Genomic DNA, 24,777 nt, shown 5'->3' with positions numbered 1-24,777 from the left:
GAGCTACTCTTTTCAATCGGTCGGTTCAGTTGGTGGCGTTGTCGGGTTGGCCATCCGCAGGGGCGGCCTCGGTCGGGGTATCGGGTGCGGGGGCTTCAGCTGCCGGAGCACCAGGCGATGCGGCCGCATCTGCCGGAGCTTCGCCCGCGGGGGCCGCCTCTGCGGCCCCACCTTCTGCTGGAGCGGCACCTTCGGTCGGAGCCGCGCCTTCTGCAGGGGCTGCACCCTCCGCAGGGGCTTCACCTTCCGCAGGAGCGGTCGCATCAGCCGGAGCCGCGCCTTCAGCGCCCGCTGCCGGGGCCGCGCCGCGTTCCTCGGGTGTGACGGGCATGCCCGCGCCGATGCGCTGGACGCCTTCGACCACGATGCGGTCGCCGTCATTGAGACCTTCCGAAACAACCCAGGTGTTGCCATGGTCTTGCAGGACGGTCAGTTGCCGTTCCTCGACCTGGTTCTGGGCGTTCACGACCAGCGCGATGGGCTGGCCGCGACGGTCGCGGCTGACGCCCTCTTGCGGGGCCAGGATCACGTCCTTGGCGATGGTCTGCTCGACCACGGCCTGCACATACATGCCCGGCAGCAGGATGGCGTCGGGGTTGTCGAACTCCAGCCGCAGCGTGACCACGCCGGTCGTCTCATTCACATAAGGTTCGGCTGCGGTCAGCTTGCCTTCATGGCTGTAATCGCTGCCATCGGCCAGCCGCAGCGTGACCTTGCCATTCGCGCGCGTCTTGTCGCCGCCTGCGGCCATATCGCGGCGGAAGCGGATGATCTCGGCTGCCGATTGCGTCACGTCGACATGGATCGGGTCCAGACTGCGGATCACGGCCAGCGGAGTGGCCTGACCGGCGGTGACCAGCGCGCCCTGGCTGACCTGCGAGAGGCCGATCTCGCCTTCCAGCTCGGCGCGGATGGTGGTGCGGTCGAGTTCAATCTGCGCGGTCTGCAGCTGCGCTTCGGCCACCTTGACCGCTGCAACCGCCGAGTCGCGCGCGGCGATGGCATTGTCCGAGGCCTGCTCGCTGCTGACGCGGCGGTCCAGAAGCGCGCCGACCCGCTGGGCCTCACGCTCGGCGGCAGCGGCTTCGGCCTTGGCGCGCGCCAGCCCGGCCTCGGCCTGCGCGACCGCCGCCTGATAGGTCGTGGGATCAATGCGGAACAGCGGATCGCCGACCCTGACCCGGCTGCCTTCATCGAACAGCCGCTCATTCACGATGCCATTGACCTGCGGGCGCACCTCGGCCTCGGCTGAGGCCAGAACGCGGCCGGGCAGGGTGGTGGTGATCGGCACCTCTTCGGCATGCAGGGTCACGACCGTGACCACCGGCGGCGGCGCGTCCTGCTGCTGGGCAAGTGCTGCGGTGGTGCCAAGCAAGAGCGCCGAGATCGGCAGGCACAAGGTAAGAGCGATGTGGCGCGAAAGCGCGGACATGGACGTACTCCGGATAGCTGCGGCCTTTGGGCGTTAACATCAGCTTGATCAGCGATGTACAACCCCGAATCTGGTCCAGAGAAGCACAGCGCCACCAGTCCGCGATGCGACAAGAATTCCCCCGGAATGCTTCCACGAAAGTCCGGCGCTATCAAGCTTCGACTTCGCGTGGCAGGCGGCGAATTGCATGACGGCGGCTTGACCCTTCACAGGCTTGTGCGGATCACTCGGGCCGGAGTTGGAAGGGAAGGCCTCAGGATGACCAAAGCGGTGACAGCCCGACTGCAAGAGAAGCTGCAGGATTTGCAGGACCCCGACGGGCCTGCGCGCGCGTTCCGGGTGGTCATGACCGCCTCGGCGCTGGCCGAGGCCGAGGCATCGGACCGCCGTCACGCTGCCGGGGAAACGCTGGGGCCGCTGGATGGCAAGCTGGTCTCGGTCAAGGATATTCTGGACGTCAGGGGAGAGCAGAGCCTCGCCGGATCGGGCCAGCGCGGCGAAACGCCCCGCGTGGCTGCGGATGCGCCGGTGGTCGCGCGGCTGCGTGCCGCCGGGGCCGTGGTGATCGGCAAGACCGTGCTCGATGAGTATTGCTTTACCTGCGACGGCATCAATTCGCATTTCGGCACGCCCGGCAACGCCCGCGATCCGCTGCGCATCCCCGGCGGGTCATCCTCGGGCGCAGGCGTCGCAGTGGGTCTGGGCGTTTGTGACATCGCCATCGGCTCGGACACCGGCGGCTCGATCCGGATTCCGGCGGCGCTGAACGGGGTGGCGGGGTTTAAGCCGACCGCGCGGCGCGTCCCGCTGGAGGGGTGTTTCCCGCTGGCCCCGCAGCTTGACTCGCTGGGCCCACTGGCACGCAGCGTGGCCGAGCTGGCCGCGACCGATGCCGTGCTGGCGGCCGATGATCCCGCGCCGCTGCTGTCTGTCCCAGCCGGCGCGATGCGTCTGGCCCTGCCGCCCGCCCGTCTGACCGAGGGCATGGAGCCCGCCGTGGCCCGCGCCTTTCACGCGGCCTGCGCGCGCCTGCGCGAAGCGGGCGCGACCTTCATCGACTGCCCCATCGACGATCTGCTGGCCCGGATGCTGGAGGTGACCGCCGATGCCTCATTCGCAGCCATCGAGGCCGCGCGCATCCACGCGCATTGGCTCCGTGACGAGGGCGCGGTCGCGCAATCGCGGATCGCGAAATGGCTGGCGCGGCGGCTGGACTATCCCGCCGCGCATTATGACTGGATGCTGGATCAATGCGCCCAACTGATCGCGCAGATGGACGCGCGGCTGCGGAATGTCGACGCGGTGCTGATGCCGACGGTGCCGATCACCGCCCCGCTGATCCGCGACCTTGAACGTGACGAGGATTTTGCCGCCGCCGTCGAATGGCTGCTGCTGCGCAACTGCCAGATCGCGAACCAGTTCGACCTGACGGCGGTCTCTCTGCCCTTGCCGGTCGCGGGCCTGCCGGTCGGGCTGATGCTGATGGCGCGGGGCGGGACGGACCGGCATCTGCTGGCGGTCGCGCAAGGGGTCGAGAGCCTGCTGGCCGCCTAGCGCCTGCGGTCCAGAACCCGTGAGGCGAGAGGCGACAGCGTGATGACCAGACTGATCCGCAGCAGGTGGTGGCTGACCACATAGGCCAGATCGGCCCCAGCGATGATGGCGATGACGACCATCTCTGCCTGACCGCCGGGAAGGAAGGCCAGAAAGGCGTCGAGCGCGGGCGCCAGGCCCAGCAGGACGATGCCCTCAATGAAGATCAGGCTGATCAGCGCCAAAAGCAGCGAATAGGCCAGCCCCGCCGTCACGTCGATGCGCAGCTCCTGCCAGGTGATGCCCGCATATTTGACGCCCACGGCGATGCCAATGAAGAATTGCGCGGCCTGGATGACCTCGGCCGGGGGGCGGTGGTCGACGACGCCCGCCAGCGACAGGATCGCCGTCAGCACCATCGGCCCCAGGATCGAGGCTCCGAACAGGCCCAACCTCTCGGCGATGCGCCAGCCGAAGAAGCCGCAGGCGACCATCAGCACCATGTCGCGCCAGTCCGCGGCCGAGATCGGCGCGCCGGGCGGCTGTGACAGATCGACCTGCCAGTACCAGCCCATCACCACCGGCGCGACGGTGACGATCACCAGCACGCGCGTCGCATGGATCAGCGACAGCGCCCGGATGTCGCCACCCGCTTCCTCGCCAAAGACCAGCATGTCCTGCAGCCCGCCCGGCATGGCCGCATACCAGGCGGTGGCGTGGTCAAAGCCGAAGACCCGGCGAAACAGCGGATAGCCGACCAGTGCGATCAGCAGGATGAACAGCGGCACGAAGACCAGCGAGACCGCGATGTCGGGCAGTTGCGAGACGACCTCGGGCGTGATCGAGGACCCGACCGCGACACCAAGAAAGGTGCGCATGAAGATGCCGAGCTTCCCCGCGCCCATCAGCGGCGCGCCCGCAAGCGAGGCCAGCAGGCAGGCCAGCATCGGCCCCAGCAGCATCGGCAAAGGCAGGTGCAGCGCCAGAAACAGCGCACCCCCCGCAGCGGCGAGGGCAAAGGTCAGAAGGCGACGGGCGGTCGGCGACATGTTGGGGCTTTTCATCCAGATCCGAGGCCGTTCTTACGCAAGTCACGCGGCAGAGGCGACCGCGAAAGCGAGGTCTCGCGCTTTTGCCCGAACTGCTGTATGGCTGCGGCTTCCCTTCCCTGATGCGGCCCGACGGGGCCAGCCGATCCCATGTCCCAGCCCCTTGATCCTGCCCTTTTGTCTGTCGCGCCAATGATGGACTGGACCGACCGCAACTGCCGCGTCTTTCACCGCATGCTGTCACGCCGGGCCCTGCTTTACACCGAGATGGTGACTGCGCCTGCCGTCGTGCATGGCGACCGGGCGAAGCTTCTGGATTATGACGCGGGCGATCACCCGGTGGCGCTGCAACTGGGCGGGTCCGAGCCCGCGCTGCTGGCCGAGGCCACGCGCGTCGCCGCAGACTGGGCCTATGATGAGATCAACCTCAACATCGGCTGCCCCAGCGACCGCGTGCAATCGGGCTGTTTCGGTGCGGTGCTGATGACTCGCCCCGAACTGGTGGCCGAATGCGTGACGGCGATGATCGTCGCCAGCCCGGTCGAGGTGACGGTGAAATGCCGCATCGGCGTCGATGACCAGACCCCCGAAGAGGTGCTGCCCGCCTTCATCGCGCGCATGCGGGACGCGGGCGTTCGTCGCCTGACCATTCACGCCCGCAAGGCCTGGCTGCAGGGGCTGTCGCCCAAGGAAAACCGGGAAATCCCGCCTCTGGACTATCCGCTTGTGCACCGCATGAAGCAGGATTTCCCCGACCTGCACCTGTCGATCAACGGCGGCATCGCCAGCATGGAGGAGGTGCGCGCGCATCTGCCCCTGATGGATGGGGTGATGGTCGGGCGCGCGGCCTATCACCAGCCCTGGGGCATTCTGGGCGAGGCCGACCGGCTTTGGGGCGAAGAGCCCCCGTTCCAAACGCCCATCGAGGCCGCGCGGGCGATGCGCCCGGTGATCGAGGCGCATCTGCAAAGCGGCGGCAGGCTGCACCAGTTCACGCGACATATGCTGGGCCTGTTTCACGGCCAGCCGGGGGCAAGGGGCTGGCGTCGCATCCTCTCTGAAGGGGCGTCGCGGGCTGAGACTGTTGCCGAGGCGCTGGCGGTCTATGATCTGGCCATGGAGGCCGTCGACCAGCCGGTCGCGGCCTAGCCTCGCGCCCAATCAGTCATCGCGCGGGCCAGTGCCGCGCGGCGCGAGGGCTGGCGGCTGGCATCCAGATAGTAGGCGGCCATCAACTCGCCGATCATGAAGCGCAGGATCGGCTGCTGATCCGTGGCGAGCAGCCCCGGCACCGAGGTCAGCGCGAGGTAATCTGCCGTCGCGATGCCATCGGTGGTTTGGCCCGCGGGGCGCTCGCGTCGGCTTTCCAGCCAGACGAGCATGCGCGCCACGTCCCGCGCCACCGGCAGGACGGTTTCACCCTGCATGTCGATGGCGCAAAGGCGGCCATCGGGCGGGATGCTGTCATCCAGAAACAGGTTGTCGGGGGTGAAATCGCCGTGGATCGCCGCACGCTCGACCTGACAGGTGCGCAGTTGCGGCAGCATCTGCCGCATCCGGGCCAGATGGCCGTCGATCAGCGGGGCATCGAGCCAATCGCCCGGCACGGCCTCCTGCCGTCGCCGGATCAGGGATTGCAGCCAGAAGCGCGGGCTGAAGCCGCTGCGCTGGCGGTCGGGCGTCAGCGCGGACAGCCACTCGCCCGCCCGCGCAATCAGCGTCGCGCGCCGCGCCGGGCCAGCGCCCGCCAGATGCACCGACAGCGCCTCACCCGTCGCGCGTTCCAGCAGAACGGCACCAATCTCGGGCAGGGCCAGCAGGGGCAGGGCGACGGCATTGCGGCTTTGCCCCAGCCGCTCGGCCGAGGCCTGTAGATTGGCCTGCATACGCTGGACCTTGCGGTCGCTGTCCGGCTGGCGGAACAGTTTCAGGAAGGCCGGGCGTCCCTGATGGTCGACGGCATAGACCGCCCGATCCGGCAGATCGCGCAGGATGCCGGTCACCACCACATCCGAAAGCGCGGGATGGACGGGCAGCATCCGGCCCGCGCCTAGGCGCGCTCAGCCGCTTTGGCGCGGTCCCAAAGCGCGTCCATCTCGGCCAGATCGCTGTCTTCGGGGCGGCGGCCGTCGGCAGCAAGCGCGGCCTCGATGGACTGGAAGCGGCGGGTAAACTTGGCATTCGCCAGCCGCAGCGCCTCTTCGGGGTCGATGTCCAGATGGCGCGCCAGATTGGCCATGACGAACAGAAGATCGCCGAATTCCTCGGTCAAATGCGCGTGATCGCCGCTGTCGCGGGCCTCGACCAGCTCCTGCGTTTCCTCTTGGATCTTGGCCAGAACCTCGGTCGCGCCGGGCCAGTCGAAGCCCACCCGCGCGGCGCGGTTCTGCAACTTGATTGCGCGGGTCAGGGCGGGAAGGCCCAGTGCCACGCCATCCAGCACGCCCTTTTCGGCCTTCGAGGCGCGTTCGACGGCCTTGATCGCCTCCCAGTCCTTGATCTGCTGCTCGGCGCTTTTGTCGCGGGATTCGTCGCCGAAGACATGCGGGTGGCGGAAGATCAGCTTGTCCGAGACCGCATCGACGACGGTGGTGAAGTCGAATTTCCCGGCCTCATCGGCCATCTGCGCGTGAAAGACCACCTGCAGCAGCAGATCGCCCAGCTCTCCGGGCAGCTCACCCCAGGCCTCGCGGGCGATGGCATCGGCCACCTCATGCGCCTCTTCGATGGTGTAGGGCGCGATCGAGGCGAAATCCTGTTCGATGTCCCAGGGGCAGCCCTGCTCAGGGTCGCGCAGCGCGGCCATGATCTTCAACAGGCGCTCGATGCCGGTCGCATCCCGTTCGGCGTGCTTGAGGGGAATTTCCTGTGCCATGCGTCATGTCTCCGGCTGGTAAGGCGTCTGGGCCATGTCGGCGCCTCGGGTCCCGCGCCGGGCTTTGCGCTTGCCACAGGATGGGGCGATTGTCCACGAAGCCCGACAAGCTGCGGCAATCGCAACCGCGCCGATTTCTTGCGTTCGGCCCGTCGCGCGTTTAGGGTGCCGCGAATTCGCCGGGCGGCTGGCCCGGACCTCCAACTGCACAGGGAAAACCTTATGCTCGTCACTCCCGCCTATGCGCAGGCCGCTGGTGCGTCCTCCGGGGCCGCTGGCCTTGCCTCGTTCGTTCCGCTGGTTCTGATCTTCGTGATCATGTATTTCCTGATGATCCGGCCGCAGCAGAAGCGGATGAAGGAACACCGGGCCATGGTGGAAGCGCTGAAGAAGGGCGACGAAATCGTCACCCAGGGCGGGTTGGTCGGCAAGGTCACCGCCGTGCGCGATGCCGAGCTTGAGGTCGAGATCGCCCAGGGCGTGCGCGTGCGCGTCATCCGCTCGACCGTGACCGGCCTTGTGAACCGGACCGCACCCGTCGCTGCCAACAGCTGAGGCTGACCTGAAACATGCTGGACATTCCCGTCTGGAAGCGTGTGCTGATTCTGGGGGTCGTGGCCCTTGGTCTGCTGTACGCCATGCCGAACCTCTTCTATGAACGGGTCGAGGCGCATAACGATGCCGTCACCGCGGTAGAACGCAACGGCGTCGAGACGCCCGAAGACACCGCCGATATCGCGCGCTGGCCGAACTGGCTGCCCTCGGGGCTGGTCAATCTTGGCCTTGACCTGCGGGGCGGTGCGCATCTTCTGGGCGAAGTCCGCGTGCAGGAGGTCTACAAGGCCCGCATGGACGGGCTCTGGCCGGAAGTGCGCGACGCGCTGTCGGCAGACCGCGCCACCATCGGCTCGATTCGCCGCGTCACTGCGCCCGAGGGCCAGTTGGTCGTCGAGATCGGCAATGCCGATCAAATGCCGCGTGCCATCCAGCTGGTGCGGGCACTGGCGACGCCGGTGGCCTCGCTGACCGGTGCAGGCCAGACCGACATCACCGTGGCCGGCAACGGCAACCGCCTGACGGTCCAGCTTTCGGATGCCGAAAAAGCCGCGACCGATGATCGCACGATCCAGCAGACGCTGGAGATCGTGCGCCGCCGCGTCGATGAGGTCGGCACGCGCGAACCGACCATCATGCGCGAAGGCAAGGATCGCATCCTGATCCAGGTGCCGGGCATCGGCTCGGCTGAAGAGCTGAAATCGCTGATCGGCACCACCGCCAAGCTGACCTTCAACCCGGTTGTCGGGCGCGGGACCGATCCGAACGCCCGTCCGGGCGTCGGCAATATCGTCGTGCCCTCGCTGGATGAGCCGGGCGTGTTCTACACGCTGGAAGAATCGCCGGTCGTCACCGGTGAGGACCTGACCGACGCGCGTCCGAGCTTTGACCAGAATGGCATGCCGGCCGTCGATTTCCGCTTCAACCCGCAGGGTGCGAAGCGGTTCGGGGCCTATACGGCGGCCAATATCGGCCAGCCCTTCGCCATCGTTCTGGACAATCAGGTGATCTCGGCGCCGGTGATCCGGCAGGCGATCACTGCGGGTTCGGGGCAGATCTCGGGCTCGATGGACATCGACAGCTCGACCCAGCTTGCGGTGCTGCTGCGTGCAGGTGCGCTGCCCGCCAAGATGGACTTCCTTGAGGAGCGGACCATCGGTCCGGAACTGGGGCAGGACTCGATTGACGCTGGCCGCATCGCCTCGATCGTGGGCACTGTCGCGGTCGTGATCTACATGATCGCGAGCTATGGCCTCTTCGGCGTCTTCGCCTCGATTGCGGTGATCGTGAACGTCATCCTGATCCTTGCGGTCATGTCGATGATGGGGGCGACTCTGACCCTGCCCGGCATCGCGGGGATCGTGCTGACCGTGGGGACGGCCGTCGACGCCAACGTCATCATCTTCGAGCGCATCCGCGAGGAATTGCGATGGGGCCGCCGTGTCGTGCGCGCCATCGACAATGGCTTCAACGAGGCGATGAGTGCGATCATCGACGCCAACGTCACCACCTTCATCGCGGCGGTCGTGATGTTCTTCCTGGGCTCGGGCCCGGTCAAGGGCTTCGCCGTCACGCTGACCATCGGCATCGTGACCTCGGTCTTCACCGCGATCTATCTGACGCGCCTGATGATCGCGATCTGGGTGCAGTGGCGTCGGCCGAAAGAACTGATTCTGTAAGGGGCAACACATATGGCATTCCGTCTAAAACTTGTCCCTGATGAGACGAACATCAACTTCTTCCGCTGGCAGTGGCTGACCTTCGGCATCTCGATTGTGCTGATGATCGCCTCGGTCATCGTCGTGCTGTTCATGGGGCTGAACTTCGGCATCGACTTCAAGGGCGGCACCACGATCCGCACCGAAAGCACGCAAAGCTTCGACGTCGGCGAATACCGACAGGCGCTGAACGGGCTTGATCTGGCCGATGTCTCGATCACCGAGGTCTTCGACCCGTCCTTCGGGACCGACAAGCACGTTGCCATGGTCCGCATCGGGGTCGAGGATGACGCAGGCTCGGTCACGCCTGAGCAGCTCAACGAGATCGAGGCCGCGCTGAAGAACGTCGACCCCTCGGTCAAGTTCACCGCCGTCGAGTCGGTGGGCCCGAAGGTCTCGTCCGAGCTGATCTGGACCGCGATCAAGGCGGTCTCGGCGGCGACGCTGGGCATCATGATCTATATCTGGCTGCGCTTCGAATGGCAGTTCGCGGTGGGGGCGGTGCTGTCGATCATCCACGACGTGCTGCTGACCATCGGGATCTTCTCGCTGTTCCAACTGCGGTTCGACCTGACCACCATCGCGGCGCTGCTAACCATCGTCGGCTATTCGCTGAACGATACGGTCGTGGTCTATGACCGGCTGCGCGAGAACCTGATCAAGCACAAGACCATGCCGCTGATCGACGTGATGAACCTCACGGTCAACGAGACCCTGTCGCGCACGGTGATGACCGCCGTGACCACGCTTCTGGCGCTTGGCGCGCTGATGTGGCTGGGCGGCGACGTGATCCGCGGCTTCGTCTTCGCGATGCTGTGGGGGGTGATCGTGGGCTGTTACTCGACCGTCTACATGGCCAAGAACATCGTTCTGTGGCTGGGCGTGAAGCGTGACTGGGCGAAACCGAAAGAGGGCAGCGACATCACGCCCTTCGAGGAAACCCCCTGATGGCCATGATGACGCCCTCGGAGTTCGGAGATGCCCTGCCGGTCGATGGTTACGGGCCGGGCTTCTTCCGCGTGGGCGGACAGATCTATCGCCAGGCGCTGGTCGTGACCGGCGCCGGGCTGACTCCCTGGGGCGGGCTGGATGACCGCGCGCCCCTGATGGCGCTGGCAGGCCAGATCGACGTGTTGTTTCTGGGTATGGGTGCGGACGTGGCCTTCCCGCCGCGCGATCTGGTCGATGCGCTTGAGGCGCAGGGCGTGATGGTCGAGCCGATGAGCACGCCCTCAGCCGCGCGCAGCTATAATGTGACGCTTTCGGAAGGCCGACGGGTCGGCTGTGCCCTGCTGCTGCTATGACGCTGCTGTCCGTTTCAGGGCTTGCGGTCGCGCGGGGCGGGCTTCGCACACTTGAGAATCTGAATTTCACGCTGGAGCCGGGGCAGGCGCTGATCCTGCGCGGGCCGAACGGTCTGGGCAAGACGACGCTGCTGCGCACGCTGGCCGGGCTGCAGCCTGCCGTCGACGGGCAGATCGCGGCAGATCCCGACAGCACCGCCTATGCGGCCCATGCCGACGGGCTGAAATCGGCTCTGACGGTGACCGAGAACCTTCGCTTCTGGGCCGAGGTCTTTGGCGGCGACGGCATCGATCAGGCCCTGTCGCTGATGAACCTGACCGAGCTTGCGGCGCGTCCCGCGCATGCGCTTTCTGCCGGGCAGAAACGCAGGCTGGGGCTGGCGCGGCTGATGGTCACCGGACGCGCGGTCTGGCTGATGGATGAGCCGACGGTGTCGCTGGACGCAGCCTCTGTCGGACTTTTCGTGCAGATGGTGCGTGGGCATCTGGCGGCAGGTGGCGGGGCCGTCATTGCGACCCATATCGATCTGGGACTGGCCGAGGCCCGCGTGCTGGACCTGACCCCTTTCAAGGCTGCCGCCACGCGCAGCGGGACCGGCCGCGCCGCCGGGTTCAACGAGGCTTTCGGATGAAGGCCCTGCTGATCCGCGACCTGAGGCTGGCGACACGCGCCGGAGGCGGCTTCGGGCTGGCGCTGGCCTTCTTTCTGATCGTCTGCACGCTGGTCCCTTTCGGTGTCGGCCCGCAGGGCGGGACGCTGGCGCTGATCGCGCCGGGGATCCTCTGGGTGGGGGCCTTGCTGTCCTGCCTTCTGTCGCTGGACCGCATCTTTGCGCTCGATCATGAGGACGGCAGTCTGGATCTGCTCGCCACCGCGCCCCTGCCGCTTGAGGGCGTCGTCGCCAGCAAGGCCTTGGCGCATTGGCTGACCACCGGTCTGCCGCTGGTGCTGGCGGCGCCGGTCTTCGGCATCCTTCTGCATCTGCCGGGGCCGGGCTATGTCTGGCTGGTGCTGTCGCTGGCGCTTGGCACGCCTGCGCTCTCGGTGTTGGGGGCCTTTGGCGCGGCGGTCACCGTGGGCCTGCGGCGCGGTGGGCTGCTTCTGTCGCTGCTGGTCCTGCCGCTTTACATCCCGACGCTGATCTTCGGGGCCGAGGCGGTGCGACGCGGTGCCGCAGGGCTGGACCCGTGGACGCCGCTGGTCTTTCTGGCCGCAATCACATTGGCTGTGCTGGCGCTGGTGCCATTCGCCGCCGCCTCGGCCCTTCGGGTCAATCTGCGGTGAGAGGGCTTGAGAGCCCCTGCGGCGCAAGCTAGGGAAGAGCCATGTCGATCTGGGAATACGCCAACCCCGTCAAGTTCATGCGCGCCTCGGGCGCGGTCCTGCCCTGGGTCGTGGGCGGGGCGGCCATCTGTACACTCGGCGGGTTGATCTGGGGGTTCCTGACGCCCGACGATTTCAAGCAGGGCTCGACCGTCAAGATCCTGTTTCTGCACGTGCCTGCCGCGTTGATGGCGATCAACTGCTGGATGATGATGCTGGTGGCCTCGCTGATCTGGATCGTGCGCCGCCACCATGTCAGTGCGCTGGCCGCGAAGGCCGCCGCTCCGGTCGGCGCGGTGATGACGCTGATCGCGCTGATCACGGGCGCGGTCTGGGGCCAGCCGATGTGGGGAACCTGGTGGGAATGGGATCCGCGGCTGACCTCGTTCCTGATCCTCTTCCTGTTCTATCTGGGCTATATCGCGCTTTGGGAGGCGGTCGAGGACCCCGACAGTGCCGCCGATCTGACGGGTGTGCTGTGTCTGGTGGGCTCGGTCTTTGCGCTGCTGTCGCGCTATGCGGTGCTGTTCTGGAATCAGGGCCTGCATCAGGGCGCGTCGCTTTCGGTCGCCTCGGGTGAGCGGATGTCGGCGACCTATCGCTATCCCCTTTATCTGGCGATGCTGGGCTTCTTTCTTCTGACCGTGGCGCTGATTCTGATCCGCACCCGGACCGAGATCCGCCGCCGCCGTCTGGCCGCCCTTCTGGCCCGGGAGAACCGTGCATGATCGACCTTGGAAAATACACCGTGACAGTGCTGAGCGCCTATGGCGCGGGCATCCTGCTGCTGGCCGGGATCATTTTGCAGACCATCGCCGCCAATGCGCGCGCGCGCCGGGCCCTAGAGGAGCAGGAAAAGCGTGGCTAGATTTTCGCCCATGATCGCCATTCCGCCGCTGCTGTTTGCAGGGCTTGCCGCCATGTTCCTTTGGGGAACCGAACGGGACAATCCCGCCATCGGCCCCTCGGCTCTGGTCGGGCGCGAGGCGCCTGTGGTGCCGCAGACAACGCTGGAGGGCAAGACGCAGCTGACCGATGAGATGCTGCGCCAGCCGGGCGTGAAGCTGGTGAATTTCTGGGCCAGCTGGTGCCCGCCCTGCCGCGCCGAGCATCCGACCATTGCCGAGCTGGCCAAGGATCTGCCGGTCTATGGCATCGACCTGAAGGACCCCGAGGCGCAGGCGCTGCAGTTTCTGACCGAGCATGGCGATTCCTATCACGCCATCGCCACCGATCCGCGCGGGCGCTCGGCCATCGACTGGGGCGTCACCGCGCCGCCGGAAACCTTCATCGTCAATGGTGAGGGGCAGATCCTTTACCGCTTTGCCGGGCCGCTGATCCGCGAGGACTATACCGGGCGTTTCCTGCCCGAGCTGAAAAAGGCGCTGGAGGCCGAGGGCCAGTGATCTGACGGGCGCAGGCATCGCCTGTGGGTGCGGTCGGATTTTTGGGTATTTGGACAACGAAGAAGTCGGGGCTTTGGTCTTATCCGCGCGTGTTGCGGGTTCTTTCCAAGGCCTGCGGCATTGGCTAATACGACCGGGCTTGCAAGGGGCCAGACATGTCGCAGAACACCGATACGAACATTGCACCTCAGCCGGGCATCATGGAGATCGCACTTTACGAGGGCGGGGCTTCGAAGGTGGCCGGTATCGAGAATGTCGTCAAGCTGAGCTCGAACGAGAACCCGTTCGGCCCCTCGGAAAAGGCGCGTGAGGCGGTCATTCGTGCCGCGCATTCCATGCATCGCTATCCGAATACCGACCATGCTGCGCTGCGCCAGGCGATTGCCGAGGTGCATGCGCTGGATCCAGACCGGATCATCTGCGGTGTCGGCTCGGATGAGATCATCCATTTCCTGTGTCAGGCCTATGCAGGGCCGGGGACCGAGGTTCTGTTCACCGAGCACGGGTTCCTCATGTACCGGATCAGCGCTCATGCGGCGGGGGCGACGCCTGTTCAGGTCGCCGAGCGGGATCGGGTGACGGATGTCGATGCGCTGATCGCGGGTGCGAGCGAGCGGACGCGGCTGGTGTTTCTGGCCAATCCCAACAATCCGACCGGCACGATGATCGGCCTGCCCGAGATCGAGCGGCTGGCCCGCGCGATCCCTCAGGCCATCATCGTCATTGATGCTGCTTATGCGGAATATGTCGGCGGCGATTACGATGGTGGGGCTGAACTGGCGACGCGGCTGCCGAATGTGTTCATGACGCGGACTTTCTCGAAGATCTATGGGCTGGGCGGGCTGCGGGTCGGCTGGGGCTATGGCGCGCGCGAGATCGTCGATGTGCTGAACCGGATCCGGGGGCCTTTCAACCTCTCGACCGCCGCGTTGGAGGGGGCCGAGGCGGCTGTGCGCGACCGCGCACATTTCCAGCGCAGCCAGTCCGAGAATTCGCGCATGCGGGCCTGGCTGGCCGAGGCGCTGATGGAGAAGGGCGTGCCCTCTGACACCTCCTGCGCGAATTTCATTCTGGCGCGCTTTGCCGATGTTCCGACCGCCGAGGCCTGCGACGCATTCCTGAAGGCCGAGGGGCTGATCGTGCGCCGCGTGGCGAGCTATGGTCTGCCGCATTGTCTGCGCATCACCGTGGGCGATGAAGCCTCTTGCCGTCGCATCGCCCATGTCATCGGGGCCTTCATGGCCGAGCGCGCAGGCGGGACCGAGGCATGAGCGTGATCTATGACCGGGTGGCCCTGATCGGGCTGGGGCTGATCGCCGGATCCATGTCGCTGGCGATGCGCGAGGCGGGGCTTGCGGGCGAGGTTGTGGGCTATGCCCGCAGCGCCGAGACGCGCGCGACCGCCGAGGAGATCGGGCTGGTCGACCGGGTCGTGGCCACTGCTGCCGAAGCGGTTCAGGGTGCCGATCTGGTTGTGCTGGCCGTGCCGGTGGGCGCGATGGCCGAGGTAGCGCAGGAGATTGCGCCGCATCTGAAGCCCGGCGCGACGGTGACCGATGTCGGTTCGGTCAAGCAGGCGGTTATCACCGCCGTTGGTCCGCATCTGCCCGAGAACGTGCATTTCATCCCTGGCCATCCGCTGGCGGGGACCGAGCATTCCGGGCCGCGTTCGGGCTTTGCGAGCCTGTTCCGCAACCGCTGGTGGCTGCTGACCCCCGAGGGTGAGGTTGACGCGGCGGCCATTGCCCGGCTTGAGGATCTGGTGCGCGGCTTTGGCGCGAACACCGAGCGTATGGAGCCTGCGCATCACGATCTGGTGCTGGCCGTGACCAGCCATACGCCCCACCTGATCGCTTATACGATGGTGGGCGTGGCCGATCACATCAAGCGCGTGACTGAAGGCGAGGTCATCAAATACTCGGCGGCGGGGTTTCGGGATTTCACCCGCATCGCCGCCAGCGATCCGACCATGTGGCGCGATGTGTTCCTGCAGAACAAGGACGCGGTTCTGGACATTCTGGGCCGCTTCACCGAGGAGCTGTTCGTTCTGCAACGTGCCATCCGCATGGGCGATGGTCCGCATCTGCATGATTATTTCACCCGCACGCGGGCGATCCGTCGCGGCATCATCGAGGCCGGGCAGGACACCTCTGCTGCGGACTTCGGGCGTCAGGCCAAGCCTGACAGCTCTGAGACCTAAGCACCCTCTGCCTGCGCAAAGAGCGGTGCGGGGCCAAGGGGCAGGGGGCCCAGCATTGTCTTGCCGCCCTTGAAGGTCAGCGGCAGACGCAGCTCTCCCTCTGCCGGTTTGGGGAAATGCATCGGGTCGAGATCCGGTTGCGCCACGCGCCCGGCGTTGAGGCCGGTATCGGCAAGGGTACGCTCGGACTCGGATTGTGTGTCGGGCGTGTCATCGGAGAGCTGTTGCAGCGCCTTGCCAATCATCTGGGCCGCGCCGGGCTTCAGCAGGTTCTGCTGGACCGCCAGATCAAGGATCGCCGGGGCGTCTGCGGTATAGATCATCACCTCGCCCTCGGCATAGCCTGAGGCATCGCGCAGCACGCGGCCCATCAGGCGCAGGTCCAGATCCGCGAAACTGATATGCATGCCATCGGTGCGAAAGCCCACGGGCAGCGGATGGCGGCCCGATTGCAGGGTCTCGGGCGTCAGGATGCGGTCGAGCCAGACCCGGCCCGCGCCCGTGATGGAGAGCGTGCCTTCGGGGATCTCGACCGGGGTGAGCACACGGGGGTCGGCCTTCTGCAGGTCAATCTTCACGTCATAGCTGGTGGCGGCCCCGCGCGGGACGGCATAGCCCAGCCGCGACAGGGATACGTCCAGATCGGCGGCTTCGGCCAGCGGCTGACCGCCGAGCGTCACCGGCCCGGAATGCGCCGTCGCCTGCCGGATCGCCATGCCGTTCAGTGGCGCGACCGTCACGCTGGCGCCGGCGTCATCCAAGCCGATCTCTTGCGGCTGGTCCAGAACGGCCAGCTCGATGCGGGGCGGCAGGCTGAGGTGAAGGCTGTTGAGGCGGCTCAGGGGCGCCCAGACCGTCAGCTCTGGCAAGGTGATTTTGCGACCATCCGAATCAATCGTCAGTTGCGCTCCGCGCACGCCGAAGCGCCCCGGATCACGCAGCGGCGTCACATCCTGCAGCTGCAGCATCGCCTGATCCTGCATGTTCTGCCGGATCATACGGGCCAGCAGGGTCTCACCACCCAGCCACAGACCGCCCAGAATCACGGCAAGAAAGATCACGAACAGCAGCAATCGACGCATCAGGGCCTCATCAGCAAGGTTCCCGCCTTGGAACGTCGGCCATCCTGACCTAAGTTACCCCCAAGGAAAAGGGCATGCGGACGTTGTAGGATGGCTTCGTTAAAGCCGAGTGAACACTGGGTTTTCGCTTACGGTTCGCTGATGTGGGATCCGGGATTCCCGGTGGCCGAGGCCGTGGGTGGGCGCATCGACGGCTATGCGCGCAGCTTTTGCATGACCTCGGTGGTGTTTCGCGGCACGCTGGAGGCGCCGGGGCTGGTGCTGGCGCTGGATGAAAAGCCCGGGGCGCATTGTCAGGGGCTGGCGCTGCGGGTCGACGGCGCGGATTGGCAGGCCACCCATACCGATCTGCGCGCCCGCGAACTCGCGACGAATGCCTATCACGAACTTGTGCTGCCGATCCTGCTGTCGGACGGGCGTCAGGTGCAGGCGATCACCTATGTGATGCGCCGCGATCACGAGCAATATATCGGCGCGCTGAGCCTTGATGAGCAGGCGCGGATCATTTCGCGTGCGGTGGGCGGGCGCGGGCCCAATGCCGATTATCTGTTCAATACCGCCGATCACCTGACCCAACTGGGGATGCAGGACCCCGATCTGGACGAATTGGCGCGCCATGTGCGCGACCTGATGCGGGGCTGAGCGCCGCCGCGCGGACCGCAGCGCTTGGCAGATCGCGTTCCTCCGCATAAGCTGCCAGCGAAATGACGGAGCGGGGGAGCAACCGTGTCCCAAGACGACGCCGAAACCTTCGACGGCGAAAACAAAGACTTCCAACGCAAGAGCCGCCAGCGCCTTGCAGCCAGCCGAAGAGCGGCGCCCGATGCGGGACCCTCGCAGCCAGAATTCTCGCAACCTGTCAGGCAGATCGTCCTGATGCTGATCGTCATGGCGCTGGTCGCCGTCGGCGGCTGGCTGGCCTATGGCCGCATCCTGTCGATCTTCTCGGCGAACCGGTTCCTGAACGGGCTGATTCTGGGCGTCTTCGTGCTGGGCGTGCTGACCTGCCTGTGGCAGGTGGCGCAGCTGATCACCTCGGTCAGCTGGATCGAGCGCTTTGCCAAGCGCCGCCGCAACGCGTTGGAAAGCGGCCTTGCCGCCAGCCCCGAGGTGGAGACCGACGACGCGCCGCGCCTGCTGGCACCGCTGGCGGCCCTTCTGGGGACGCGGGGGCCGATTGGCGGGGTGATCTCGACCGGGTCGGCGCGCTCGATCCTTGATTCCGTGGGGCAGCGGGTCGATGAGGCGCGCGACATCACCCGCTATCTGACCAGCCTGTTGATCTTCCTTGGCCTCTTGGGGACCTTCTACGGGCTGGCGACGACCATCCCGGCGATTGTCGAGACCATTCGCCATCTGGCCCCGAAAGAAGGCCAGACCAGCATCGACGTTTTTGCCCAGCTGATGAACGGGCTTGAGGCGCAGCTGGGCGGGATGGCGACGGCTTTCTCCAGTTCGCTTCTGGGCCTCGCGGGCTCGCTGGTGGTGGGCCTTTTGGAGCTGTTCGTGACCCATGGCCAGAACCGCTTCTATCGCGAGCTGGAGGAGTGGCTGACCAGCTTTACCCGCATCGGCATGGCGGGCGGCGATTCCGAGAGCGGTGTCGATCACGCGACCATCGCGGGCTTTCTGGATCAGGTCGCGATGCAGATGGGGCAGTTGCAGGAATTCTATGCCCGCCGCGATGAACGTCGCGATGCTGAAGGGCAGGCCGCAGACGCGCGCGCGCTGGCCATGGCGCAGGGGGTTGAACGGCTGACGAACCATATTCTGGCCGACAGCGAGGCGACGGTGGCCCGCTCGGCCGCGCTGACCAAGGCGCTCAATCGGCTGGCTGACGGGCAGGAGCGGTTGATTGCGCAGGGCGCCGAGCCGGTCGAGGCCGATGACGGGGGCGAGGCGCGGATGCGCCTGCGCTCCATCGACGTGCAGCTGGGCCGGCTGGTCGAGGAATCCTCGTCCAGCAATGCGCGTATGGTGGCCGAGCTGCGGCAGGATCTGGCGGCGCTGACGGCGGCAATCCAGCGGATGGAGCGCCGCGATGGGGCTTAGCCGCGGCAGTGGGGATCGCTTTTCCAGCAATGTCTGGCCGGGCTTCGTGGACGCCTTGTCCGCGCTGCTGATGGTGCTGATCTTTGCGCTGACGATCTTCATGGTGCTGCAATCGGTGATGCGCGACACGATTACCACGCAGGACAGCGAGCTTGACCGCCTGGGCGGGCAGGTGTCGCAGCTGTCGGATGCGCTGGCGATCTCGGATGAGCGGGCGGAGACGCTGGACCGTGATCTGCTGGCCGAACGCGAGCGTCTGCGCGCCTCGGAGCAAGAGATCGCGGGTGCCCGGCAAGAGATCGACGCCCAGACCGAGGCTGCACGGCTGGCCGCCGCCCGGCGCGAGGCGCTGGAGGCGATGATTGCTGATCTGCGCCGCCGCAATGCCGAGACCGGCGAGGCGCTGAAGGCGACCGAGGACAAGCTGCAGGACAGCACCGCGCAGCTCTCCGAGGCCGAGGTCCGCCGTCTGGCCGATGCCGCCGCGGCGCAAGCGCTGCGTGACCGGCTGAGCCGGTCCGATGCCGAGATCACCGCGATGAACCTGCGGCTGGAGGAAGAGCGCAAGAAGGCGGAAGAAACCCTGACCCTGCTGGCCGCAGCCGATGCCGCGAAAAAGGAACTGGCCGAGCGCGCCGACACTCAGGCGACCGAGGCCGAGCGTCAGGCGGCGCTGCTGGCGCTGGCGCAGGGGCAGTTGAAGGATCAGGAGGCGCTCTCGACCGAGGATCAGCGCCGCGTGGCCTTGCTGAACCAGCAGGTCGCGCAGCTGAACACCCAGCTTGGCAGCCTGCAGGCGGTGCTGAATGCCGCCGACACGCAGCAGCAAGAGGCCGATCTGAAGGTCGAGGATCTGGGGCGGCAGCTGAACACTGCCCTGCTGCGCGCCGCCGATGAAGAGCGCAAGCGTCTGGCGCTGGAGACCGAGGCCCGCGAGAAGGCCGAGGCGGAGGCCAAGGATCTGGCCCGCTACCGCTCGGAGTTCTTTGGACGCCTGTCGCAGATCCTTGAGGGACGCGAAGGGGTGAAGGTCGTGGGCGACCGCTTCGTCTTCTCCTCCGAGGTGCTGTTCCCGACTGGTGAGGCGACGCTGTCGTCCGAAGGGCAGGCGCAGATCGCGCGCGTGGCCCAGATGCTGCGCGATGTCGCGACCGAGATCCCGCCCGAGATCGACTGGATCATCCGCGTCGATGGCCACACCGACAGCCAGCCGCTGTCGGGGCAGGGGCGCTACCGCGACAACTGGGAACTCAGCCAGGCGCGCGCTTTGGCGGTGGTGCGCTATATGGTCGATGATCTGGGCTTCCCGGCGAACCGTCTGGCGGCGACGGGCTTTGCCGACACCCGTCCGGTGACTGAAGGCGACAGCCCCGAGGCCCGCGCCCAGAACCGCCGGATCGAGCTGAAGCTGACCGAGCGCTAACCGCGCGCCGAAATCAGCGTGTATTCGTCTGGGAAGCGGTTGAGGTAGCGCGTCATCGCCCCCGCCGCGCGCCATTGCCGAAACAGCGCCTTGCGCAGCGTGGAGGCTTCGGGCCAGTGCCGCAACTCGGCCTGCGTGACCGGCGGGGCATCGGGGAAATGGCGCAGCAGCACATCCGAGAAGGCCGCGCGCATCCGCATGGGCACGACCCCGATCGAGGCGTCCGACCAGGGTTTGCGGGTGCCGATGAAATGGACGAGGCAGGGATCGGCAATCTCGGCCAGTTGGGCGGAGGCGCTGGTGTATTGCCAGTTCCAATGCGGGCTGATCTCGGCCCAGTCGCCCTTCAGGACACCGTTCATCAGCGCCTGATCGCGCCCCAGTCCGGCCAGATGGTTGCGGGCGAAATCGGCGGCGCGGGCGGGCAGGTCGGCCGCCAGAAAGGTGGCGGTGTCGATCATCACGACGCCCGCGTTGAAATAGGGATGCGCCGGTTCGCCAAGCGCACGGAACTCGGACACCTTGCGGCCGGGCGTGCGCCATTGCTTGTTGTCGCGCACGGCAGCGACGGCGCAGCCCAGCATATTGGCCCGCATCAGACGTCCGGGATCGCCGCGCTCATAAAGAATATCGGCATCCAGAACCAGAATGCGGCGATAGATCCCGGCAAGGCCGCTGCCCAGAAACAGCTCCATATAGGTCGCCAGAGAGCGGCGGGCATCCAGCGGCAAAGCCTCGCGCAGGGTCGGATCGCTGGCCGCGACATGGCCGATTCCGGTGTCGCGCAGCGATTGCGGCAGTTCCAGCGGATCAGGACCGCCGATCAGCACGTCGAAGTCCCGCCCCGGACGTGCAGCCATCGCCAGCGCGGGCGTGGCGGCATAGGGCAGATAGTTGGCGTCGCACGCCACGACCACCGCCGTATCATGCATGGGGTGGAAGTCGGGCGACAGTCTGGCTTGTGCAGTCACAATCGGTTCCGTTTGCCTTGGCAGCGGGAAAACCGACCTGATGGGCCTCGGGTTCCCTCCGTGACCGGATGGAAAAGAGGGCGTGGCAGAAATGCCACCGGCAGGGGCCGGATGGCCCCTGCGTTACGCCTCGGGGGCCTGACCGCCTTCGCGCGGCGGGCGCCCGATCACTTCGCGCAGGGCCTCAAGCTCGATGAAGTTGTCGGCCTGACGGCGAAGCTCATCGGCGATCATCGGCGGCTGGCTGCGCAGCGTCGACACCACCGAGACGCGGACGCCCTGACGCTGCAATGCCTCGACCAGCGGACGGAAATCGCCGTCGCCCGAGAACAGCACCGCATGGTCCAGGCGCGGGGCCAGTTCCATGGCGTTGACCACCAGCTCGACATCCATGTTGCCCTTGACCTTGCGGCGGCCCATCGTGTCCGTGTACTCGCGCGCGGCTTTGGTCACCATGGTGAAGCCGTTGTAGTTCAGCCAGTCCACCAGAGGGCGGATGGGCGAGTAATCTTCGTTGTCCAGCAATGCGGTATAGTAATATGCGCGGATCAGCTTGCCACGGCGTTCGAATTCTTGCCGAAGCAGTTTGTAATCGATATCAAAGCCCAATGACTTTGCGGCGGCGTATAGGTTTGAGCCATCTATAAAGAGCGCCAGCCGGTCGTCCTTGTAAAACACGTTCCCTCCAAATGTCCCAGAAGTATAGTCAAGCCACAAATCTAGTACTCGTCGCCCTAGGTGCAAACCTGCCAAGTTCGGCAGGTTCGCCGGACGAGAGTTTGCGGATCTCCGCCGCCCGAATCGCACAACTTCCGGGCGTTACGGTGACCGCGATCAGCCGCTTCTGGCACACGCCTGCGCATCCGGCGGGCAGCGGGCCCGACTATGTCAACGCGGCGATGGCACTGCGTTCAGACCGCCCGGCGCAGGAATTGCTGGAGGAATTCCACCGGATCGAGGCCGATCTGGGCCGCAGCCGGGACGGTGGCCGTTGGGCCTCGCGCGGGATCGACATCGACCTTTTGGCGGTGGGCGATCAGGTGCACCCCGATGATGCCACGCAGGACCGCTGGCGCGCCCTGCCGCCCGAGGAGCAGACCCGTACCGCGCCCGAACAGTTGATCCTGCCGCATCCGCGCCTGCAGGACCGCGGCTTCGTTCTGGGCCCTCTGGCCGAGATCGCGCCCGATTGGGTCCACCCGCGCCTTGGCCTTTCGGTGCTGGAGATGCGCGATCAGCTGCCTGAGGGGGCATTTACCGGGATGCTGCCCGAGCGTCCTTGACATTCCCCCGGAAAATGCACAGATAATCCTCTTCCGCCCGCAGTCAAATTCCAATCAAAGGTGACCGATGGCCCGCGTTACAGTCGAAGACGTTGTCGACAAGATCCCGAACCGTTTTGACGTGGTGATGCTTGCCGCGCATCGCGCCCGTGAAATCGCGGCCGGCAGCCCGCTGACCATCGACCGCGACAATGACAAGAACCCTGTGGTCGCGCTGCGCGAAATAGCGGATGAGACCCAGCCGGTCGACGAGCTGCGCGAGCGCATGATCGAATCGACCCAGACCCAGATCGAGGTCGATGAGCCCGAGGAAGACGCAATGGCGCTTCTGCTGGGTGCAGAGGTTGATCGTCCGAAGCCCGCCGACGAAGAATCGGAAGAGCGGATGCTTCGCATGATGATGGAAGCCCAGGGCCGCAACTAACGCGCGAGGTCTTCGGCGGAAATGATTGATGTCGAAGACCTTGTTGCGCTGATCCGCAATTACAACCCGCGCACCAATGCGCGGTTGATCCGCGAAGCCTATGAATATGGGCGCCGCATGCATGAGGGGCAGTTCCGCCACTCGGGCGAGCCCTATTTCACCCATCCCGTCGCCGTCGCCGCCATCCTGACCGAGATGCGGCTGGATGATGCGACCATCGTCACCGCGCTTCTGCACGACACGATCGAGGACACACGCTCGACCTGGACCGATATTTCGCATCAGTTCGGGCAAGAGGTGGCCGATCTGGTCGATGGCGTGACCAAGCTGACGAACCTTCAGCTCTCTGGCGCACATTCCAAGCAGGCCGAGAATTTCCGCAAGCTTTTCATGGCGATGTCGCGCGATCTTCGCGTCATTCTGGTGAAGCTCGCCGACCGTTTGCACAATATGCGGACGATCAAGTCCATGCGTCCCGAAAAGCAGGTCCAGAAGGCCCGCGAGACGATGGAGATCTATGCGCCGCTGGCCGGTCGCATGGGCATGCAATGGATGCGCGAAGAGCTTGAGGATCTGGCCTTCAAGGTTATCAATCCCGAGGCGCGCAACTCGATCATCCGTCGCTTCGTCTCGCTGCAGCGCGATTCGGGCGATGTGATTTCCAAGATCACCTCGGACATCCGCATTGAACTGGAGCGCGAGGGGATCGAGGCCGACGTTTATGGCCGGGCCAAGCGTCCGTTCAGCATCTGGCGCAAGATGCAGGAAAAACAGCTGTCCTTCTCGCGCCTTTCGGACATCTACGGCTTCCGCATCATCACCCGGACCGAGGGTGACTGCTACCGCACTCTGGGCGCGATCCACCACCGCTGGCGCGCCGTGCCGGGCCGGTTCAAGGATTACATCAGCCAGCCCAAGGCCAACGGCTATCGCTCGATCCATACGACGGTCTCGGGGCGTGATGGCAAGCGGGTCGAGGTGCAGATCCGCACCCGGCAGATGCACGAGGTCGCCGAGGCCGGTGTCGCGGCCCATTGGGCCTATCGCGATGGCGTGCGCACGGAAAACCCCTTCGCCGTCGACCCAGGCGAATGGATTGCCAGCCTGACCGAGCGTTTCGGCGAAGAGGATCACGACGAGTTCCTCGAGCATGTGAAGCTTGAGATGTATTCCGATCAGGTCTTCTGCTTCACGCCGAAGGGCGATGTGATCTCGCTGCCGAAGGGCGCGACGCCGCTGGATTTCGCCTATGCGATCCATACGCGGCTGGGGAACTCCTGTGTCGGCGCCAAAGTGGATGGTATTCGTGTACCGCTGTGGACGCGGCTGAAGAACGGCCAGTCCGTCGATATCATTGCGGCCTCGGGCCAGCGTCCGCAGCCCACCTGGCTGGATATCGTGGTGACCGGACGGGCCAAGGCCGCCATCCGCCGCTCGCTGCGCGAGGAAGATCGCGGCCGCTTTATCCGGCTGGGGTCTGAGCTGATGCGGGTGGCCTTTGAACATGCTGGCCGCAAGGTCAGCGACAAGGCGTTGCGCACCGCCGCGCGCAACATGGCGCTTCCGGACACGGATGAACTGCTGGCGCGCATCGGCAGCGCCGAGATTTCGGCACATGAAGTGCTTTCGATTCTTTATCCGGAACTTGCTGAAAAGAAAAGTGAAATTGACGCCAAGAAGTCTGTCTCCGGGCTTGAGGCGGATCAGGAATTCACTCGCGCGCCCTGCTGTAACCCGCTTCCGGGCGAGCGGATCATCGGCATCACCTATCGCGGCAAGGGCGTGGTGATCCATGCCATCGACTGCCCGGTTCTGGCTGAATTCGAGGACAGCCCCGACCGTTGGGTTGACCTCAAATGGCGCGAGGGCCAGCATCCGGCCGCCTATTCGACGCAGCTTTCCCTGACGATCCGCCATGACGCGGGGGTTCTGGGGCGCATCTGCACGCTGATCGGGCTGCAGGGCGCGAATATCTCGGATCTGGAATTCGTGGATCGCAAGCCCGACTTCTATCGCCTGCGGATCGAGGTCGAATTGCGCGACCGTGAACATCTGCACACGCTGCTGACCGCGCTTGAGGCGGAATCCGACGTGGCGCAGGTCTCGCGCATCCGCGATCCGTCCGCGCATCTGACCTGACGTAAAG

General features: G+C 65.9%; 26 protein-coding genes. 19 read left to right on the top strand and 7 right to left on the bottom strand.

The features are described 5' to 3' along the window. Window positions 1-25 precede the first annotated feature (25 nt). A complete protein-coding gene (locus IQ24_RS02380) occupies window positions 26-1,432 on the bottom strand; it encodes an efflux RND transporter periplasmic adaptor subunit (protein ID WP_145396097.1) in 1,407 nt (468 codons plus the stop codon). Window positions 1,433-1,690: 258 nt separating this feature from the next. On the opposite strand from IQ24_RS02380, the gene IQ24_RS02375 reads away from it, so the two are divergent. Continuing rightward, window positions 1,691-2,986 carry an amidase gene (locus tag IQ24_RS02375; RefSeq protein ID WP_145396096.1) on the top strand — a complete coding sequence of 432 codons (1,296 nt, stop codon included), beginning with the start codon at window positions 1,691-1,693 and terminating at the stop codon, window positions 2,984-2,986. Here IQ24_RS02375 and IQ24_RS02370 read toward each other — a convergent pair. After that, window positions 2,983-4,014: an AbrB family transcriptional regulator gene (locus IQ24_RS02370; RefSeq protein WP_145396144.1), complete on the bottom strand. Its 1,032-nt coding sequence runs from the start codon at window positions 4,012-4,014 to the stop codon at window positions 2,983-2,985. The two genes, IQ24_RS02375 and IQ24_RS02370, sit on opposite strands and share 4 nt — an antisense overlap. 150 nt (window positions 4,015-4,164) lie before the next feature. Here IQ24_RS02370 and dusA point away from each other — a divergent pair, with 150 nt between their 5' ends. Next, the gene (gene dusA / locus IQ24_RS02365) at window positions 4,165-5,163 is read left to right on the top strand and encodes a tRNA dihydrouridine(20/20a) synthase DusA (protein ID WP_145396095.1); all 999 of its coding nucleotides are present in this window, start codon (window positions 4,165-4,167) and stop codon (window positions 5,161-5,163) included. Here the strand turns inward: dusA and IQ24_RS02360 are convergent. Beyond that, window positions 5,160-6,053, bottom strand: coding sequence for a phosphotransferase family protein (locus tag IQ24_RS02360; protein ID WP_145396094.1), 894 nt, complete (start codon window positions 6,051-6,053; stop codon window positions 5,160-5,162). The genes dusA and IQ24_RS02360 overlap by 4 nt on opposite strands. A gap of 11 nt (window positions 6,054-6,064) precedes the next feature. Beyond that, entirely contained in the window at window positions 6,065-6,889 is an 825-nt protein-coding gene (gene mazG, locus IQ24_RS02355; protein ID WP_145396093.1) for a nucleoside triphosphate pyrophosphohydrolase, read from the bottom strand. Between the two features lie 222 nt (window positions 6,890-7,111). Here mazG and yajC point away from each other — a divergent pair, with 222 nt between their 5' ends. The 11 genes from yajC (at window position 7,112) to IQ24_RS02300 (ending at window position 15,396) form a co-directional block, all read left to right on the top strand. Then, window positions 7,112-7,444 (top strand): preprotein translocase subunit YajC, encoded by a 333-nt coding sequence (gene yajC, locus IQ24_RS02350; protein ID WP_145396092.1) that lies wholly within the window; start codon window positions 7,112-7,114, stop codon window positions 7,442-7,444. 14 nt (window positions 7,445-7,458) lie between these two features. Beyond that, on the top strand, window positions 7,459-9,123 hold the full coding sequence (gene secD, locus IQ24_RS02345) for a protein translocase subunit SecD (RefSeq protein ID WP_145396091.1): 1,665 nt from the start codon (window positions 7,459-7,461) through the stop codon (window positions 9,121-9,123). Between the two features lie 12 nt (window positions 9,124-9,135). Continuing rightward, window positions 9,136-10,110, top strand: coding sequence for a protein translocase subunit SecF (secF, locus tag IQ24_RS02340; RefSeq protein ID WP_145396090.1), 975 nt, complete (start codon window positions 9,136-9,138; stop codon window positions 10,108-10,110). Then, a complete protein-coding gene (locus IQ24_RS02335) occupies window positions 10,110-10,466 on the top strand; it encodes an Mth938-like domain-containing protein (protein ID WP_145396089.1) in 357 nt (118 codons plus the stop codon). The genes secF and IQ24_RS02335 overlap by 1 nt, the downstream gene beginning before the upstream one ends. Then, window positions 10,463-11,098, top strand: a complete 636-nt coding sequence (gene ccmA, locus IQ24_RS02330) for a heme ABC exporter ATP-binding protein CcmA (protein ID WP_145396088.1) — start codon at window positions 10,463-10,465, stop codon at window positions 11,096-11,098. Before IQ24_RS02335 ends, ccmA begins: the two co-directional genes overlap by 4 nt. Beyond that, complete coding sequence (ccmB, locus tag IQ24_RS02325; RefSeq protein ID WP_145396087.1) at window positions 11,095-11,751, top strand: heme exporter protein CcmB; 657 nt, start codon at window positions 11,095-11,097, stop codon at window positions 11,749-11,751. Before ccmA ends, ccmB begins: the two co-directional genes overlap by 4 nt. 41 nt (window positions 11,752-11,792) lie before the next feature. Then, on the top strand, window positions 11,793-12,518 hold the full coding sequence (locus tag IQ24_RS02320) for a heme ABC transporter permease (RefSeq protein WP_145396086.1): 726 nt from the start codon (window positions 11,793-11,795) through the stop codon (window positions 12,516-12,518). Beyond that, window positions 12,515-12,658, top strand: coding sequence for a heme exporter protein CcmD (ccmD, locus tag IQ24_RS02315; RefSeq protein ID WP_145396085.1), 144 nt, complete (start codon window positions 12,515-12,517; stop codon window positions 12,656-12,658). The genes IQ24_RS02320 and ccmD overlap by 4 nt, the downstream gene beginning before the upstream one ends. After that, complete coding sequence (locus IQ24_RS02310; protein ID WP_422386250.1) at window positions 12,651-13,196, top strand: DsbE family thiol:disulfide interchange protein; 546 nt, start codon at window positions 12,651-12,653, stop codon at window positions 13,194-13,196. Before ccmD ends, IQ24_RS02310 begins: the two co-directional genes overlap by 8 nt. A gap of 155 nt (window positions 13,197-13,351) precedes the next feature. Further along, window positions 13,352-14,467, top strand: coding sequence for a histidinol-phosphate transaminase (hisC, locus tag IQ24_RS02305; protein WP_145396084.1), 1,116 nt, complete (start codon window positions 13,352-13,354; stop codon window positions 14,465-14,467). Further along, window positions 14,464-15,396 (top strand): prephenate/arogenate dehydrogenase family protein, encoded by a 933-nt coding sequence (locus IQ24_RS02300; RefSeq protein WP_145396083.1) that lies wholly within the window; start codon window positions 14,464-14,466, stop codon window positions 15,394-15,396. The genes hisC and IQ24_RS02300 overlap by 4 nt, the downstream gene beginning before the upstream one ends. Here IQ24_RS02300 and IQ24_RS02295 read toward each other — a convergent pair. Continuing rightward, window positions 15,393-16,478 carry a DUF2125 domain-containing protein gene (locus IQ24_RS02295; RefSeq protein ID WP_145396082.1) on the bottom strand — a complete coding sequence of 362 codons (1,086 nt, stop codon included), beginning with the start codon at window positions 16,476-16,478 and terminating at the stop codon, window positions 15,393-15,395. The genes IQ24_RS02300 and IQ24_RS02295 overlap by 4 nt on opposite strands. A gap of 90 nt (window positions 16,479-16,568) precedes the next feature. Here IQ24_RS02295 and IQ24_RS02290 point away from each other — a divergent pair, with 90 nt between their 5' ends. The 3 genes from IQ24_RS02290 (at window position 16,569) to IQ24_RS02280 (ending at window position 19,953) form a co-directional block, all read left to right on the top strand. Continuing rightward, window positions 16,569-17,120: a gamma-glutamylcyclotransferase gene (locus IQ24_RS02290; protein WP_145396081.1), complete on the top strand. Its 552-nt coding sequence runs from the start codon at window positions 16,569-16,571 to the stop codon at window positions 17,118-17,120. An 84-nt stretch (window positions 17,121-17,204) separates the two neighbouring features. Continuing rightward, window positions 17,205-18,530 (top strand): biopolymer transporter ExbB, encoded by a 1,326-nt coding sequence (locus IQ24_RS02285; protein ID WP_242007867.1) that lies wholly within the window; start codon window positions 17,205-17,207, stop codon window positions 18,528-18,530. After that, entirely contained in the window at window positions 18,520-19,953 is a 1,434-nt protein-coding gene (locus tag IQ24_RS02280) for a peptidoglycan -binding protein (protein WP_145396080.1), read from the top strand. The genes IQ24_RS02285 and IQ24_RS02280 overlap by 11 nt, the downstream gene beginning before the upstream one ends. On the opposite strand, the gene IQ24_RS02275 is transcribed toward IQ24_RS02280, so the two are convergent. Further along, on the bottom strand, window positions 19,950-20,924 hold the full coding sequence (locus tag IQ24_RS02275) for a glycosyltransferase family 8 protein (protein ID WP_145396079.1): 975 nt from the start codon (window positions 20,922-20,924) through the stop codon (window positions 19,950-19,952). The genes IQ24_RS02280 and IQ24_RS02275 overlap by 4 nt on opposite strands. Before the next feature lie 123 nt (window positions 20,925-21,047). Continuing rightward, a complete protein-coding gene (locus IQ24_RS02270) occupies window positions 21,048-21,602 on the bottom strand; it encodes a LabA-like NYN domain-containing protein (RefSeq protein ID WP_145396078.1) in 555 nt (184 codons plus the stop codon). Between the two features lie 11 nt (window positions 21,603-21,613). On the opposite strand from IQ24_RS02270, the gene folK reads away from it, so the two are divergent. The 3 genes from folK (at window position 21,614) to IQ24_RS02255 (ending at window position 24,770) form a co-directional block, all read left to right on the top strand. Further along, window positions 21,614-22,207, top strand: a complete 594-nt coding sequence (folK, locus tag IQ24_RS02265; RefSeq protein WP_145396077.1) for a 2-amino-4-hydroxy-6-hydroxymethyldihydropteridine diphosphokinase — start codon at window positions 21,614-21,616, stop codon at window positions 22,205-22,207. A 67-nt stretch (window positions 22,208-22,274) separates the two neighbouring features. Next, window positions 22,275-22,631 carry a DNA-directed RNA polymerase subunit omega gene (gene rpoZ, locus IQ24_RS02260; RefSeq protein ID WP_145396076.1) on the top strand — a complete coding sequence of 119 codons (357 nt, stop codon included), beginning with the start codon at window positions 22,275-22,277 and terminating at the stop codon, window positions 22,629-22,631. A 21-nt stretch (window positions 22,632-22,652) separates the two neighbouring features. Beyond that, window positions 22,653-24,770, top strand: a complete 2,118-nt coding sequence (locus IQ24_RS02255) for a RelA/SpoT family protein (RefSeq protein WP_145396075.1) — start codon at window positions 22,653-22,655, stop codon at window positions 24,768-24,770. The last annotated feature ends 7 nt before the right edge of the window (window positions 24,771-24,777 follow it).

This window comes from Paracoccus sulfuroxidans, assembly GCF_007830335.1.
GTDB classification, from domain to species: Bacteria; Pseudomonadota; Alphaproteobacteria; order Rhodobacterales; family Rhodobacteraceae; genus Paracoccus; species Paracoccus sulfuroxidans.
Note: the sequence above shows the minus strand (reverse complement) of the source record. Positions and strands in the feature narration are given on the sequence as shown.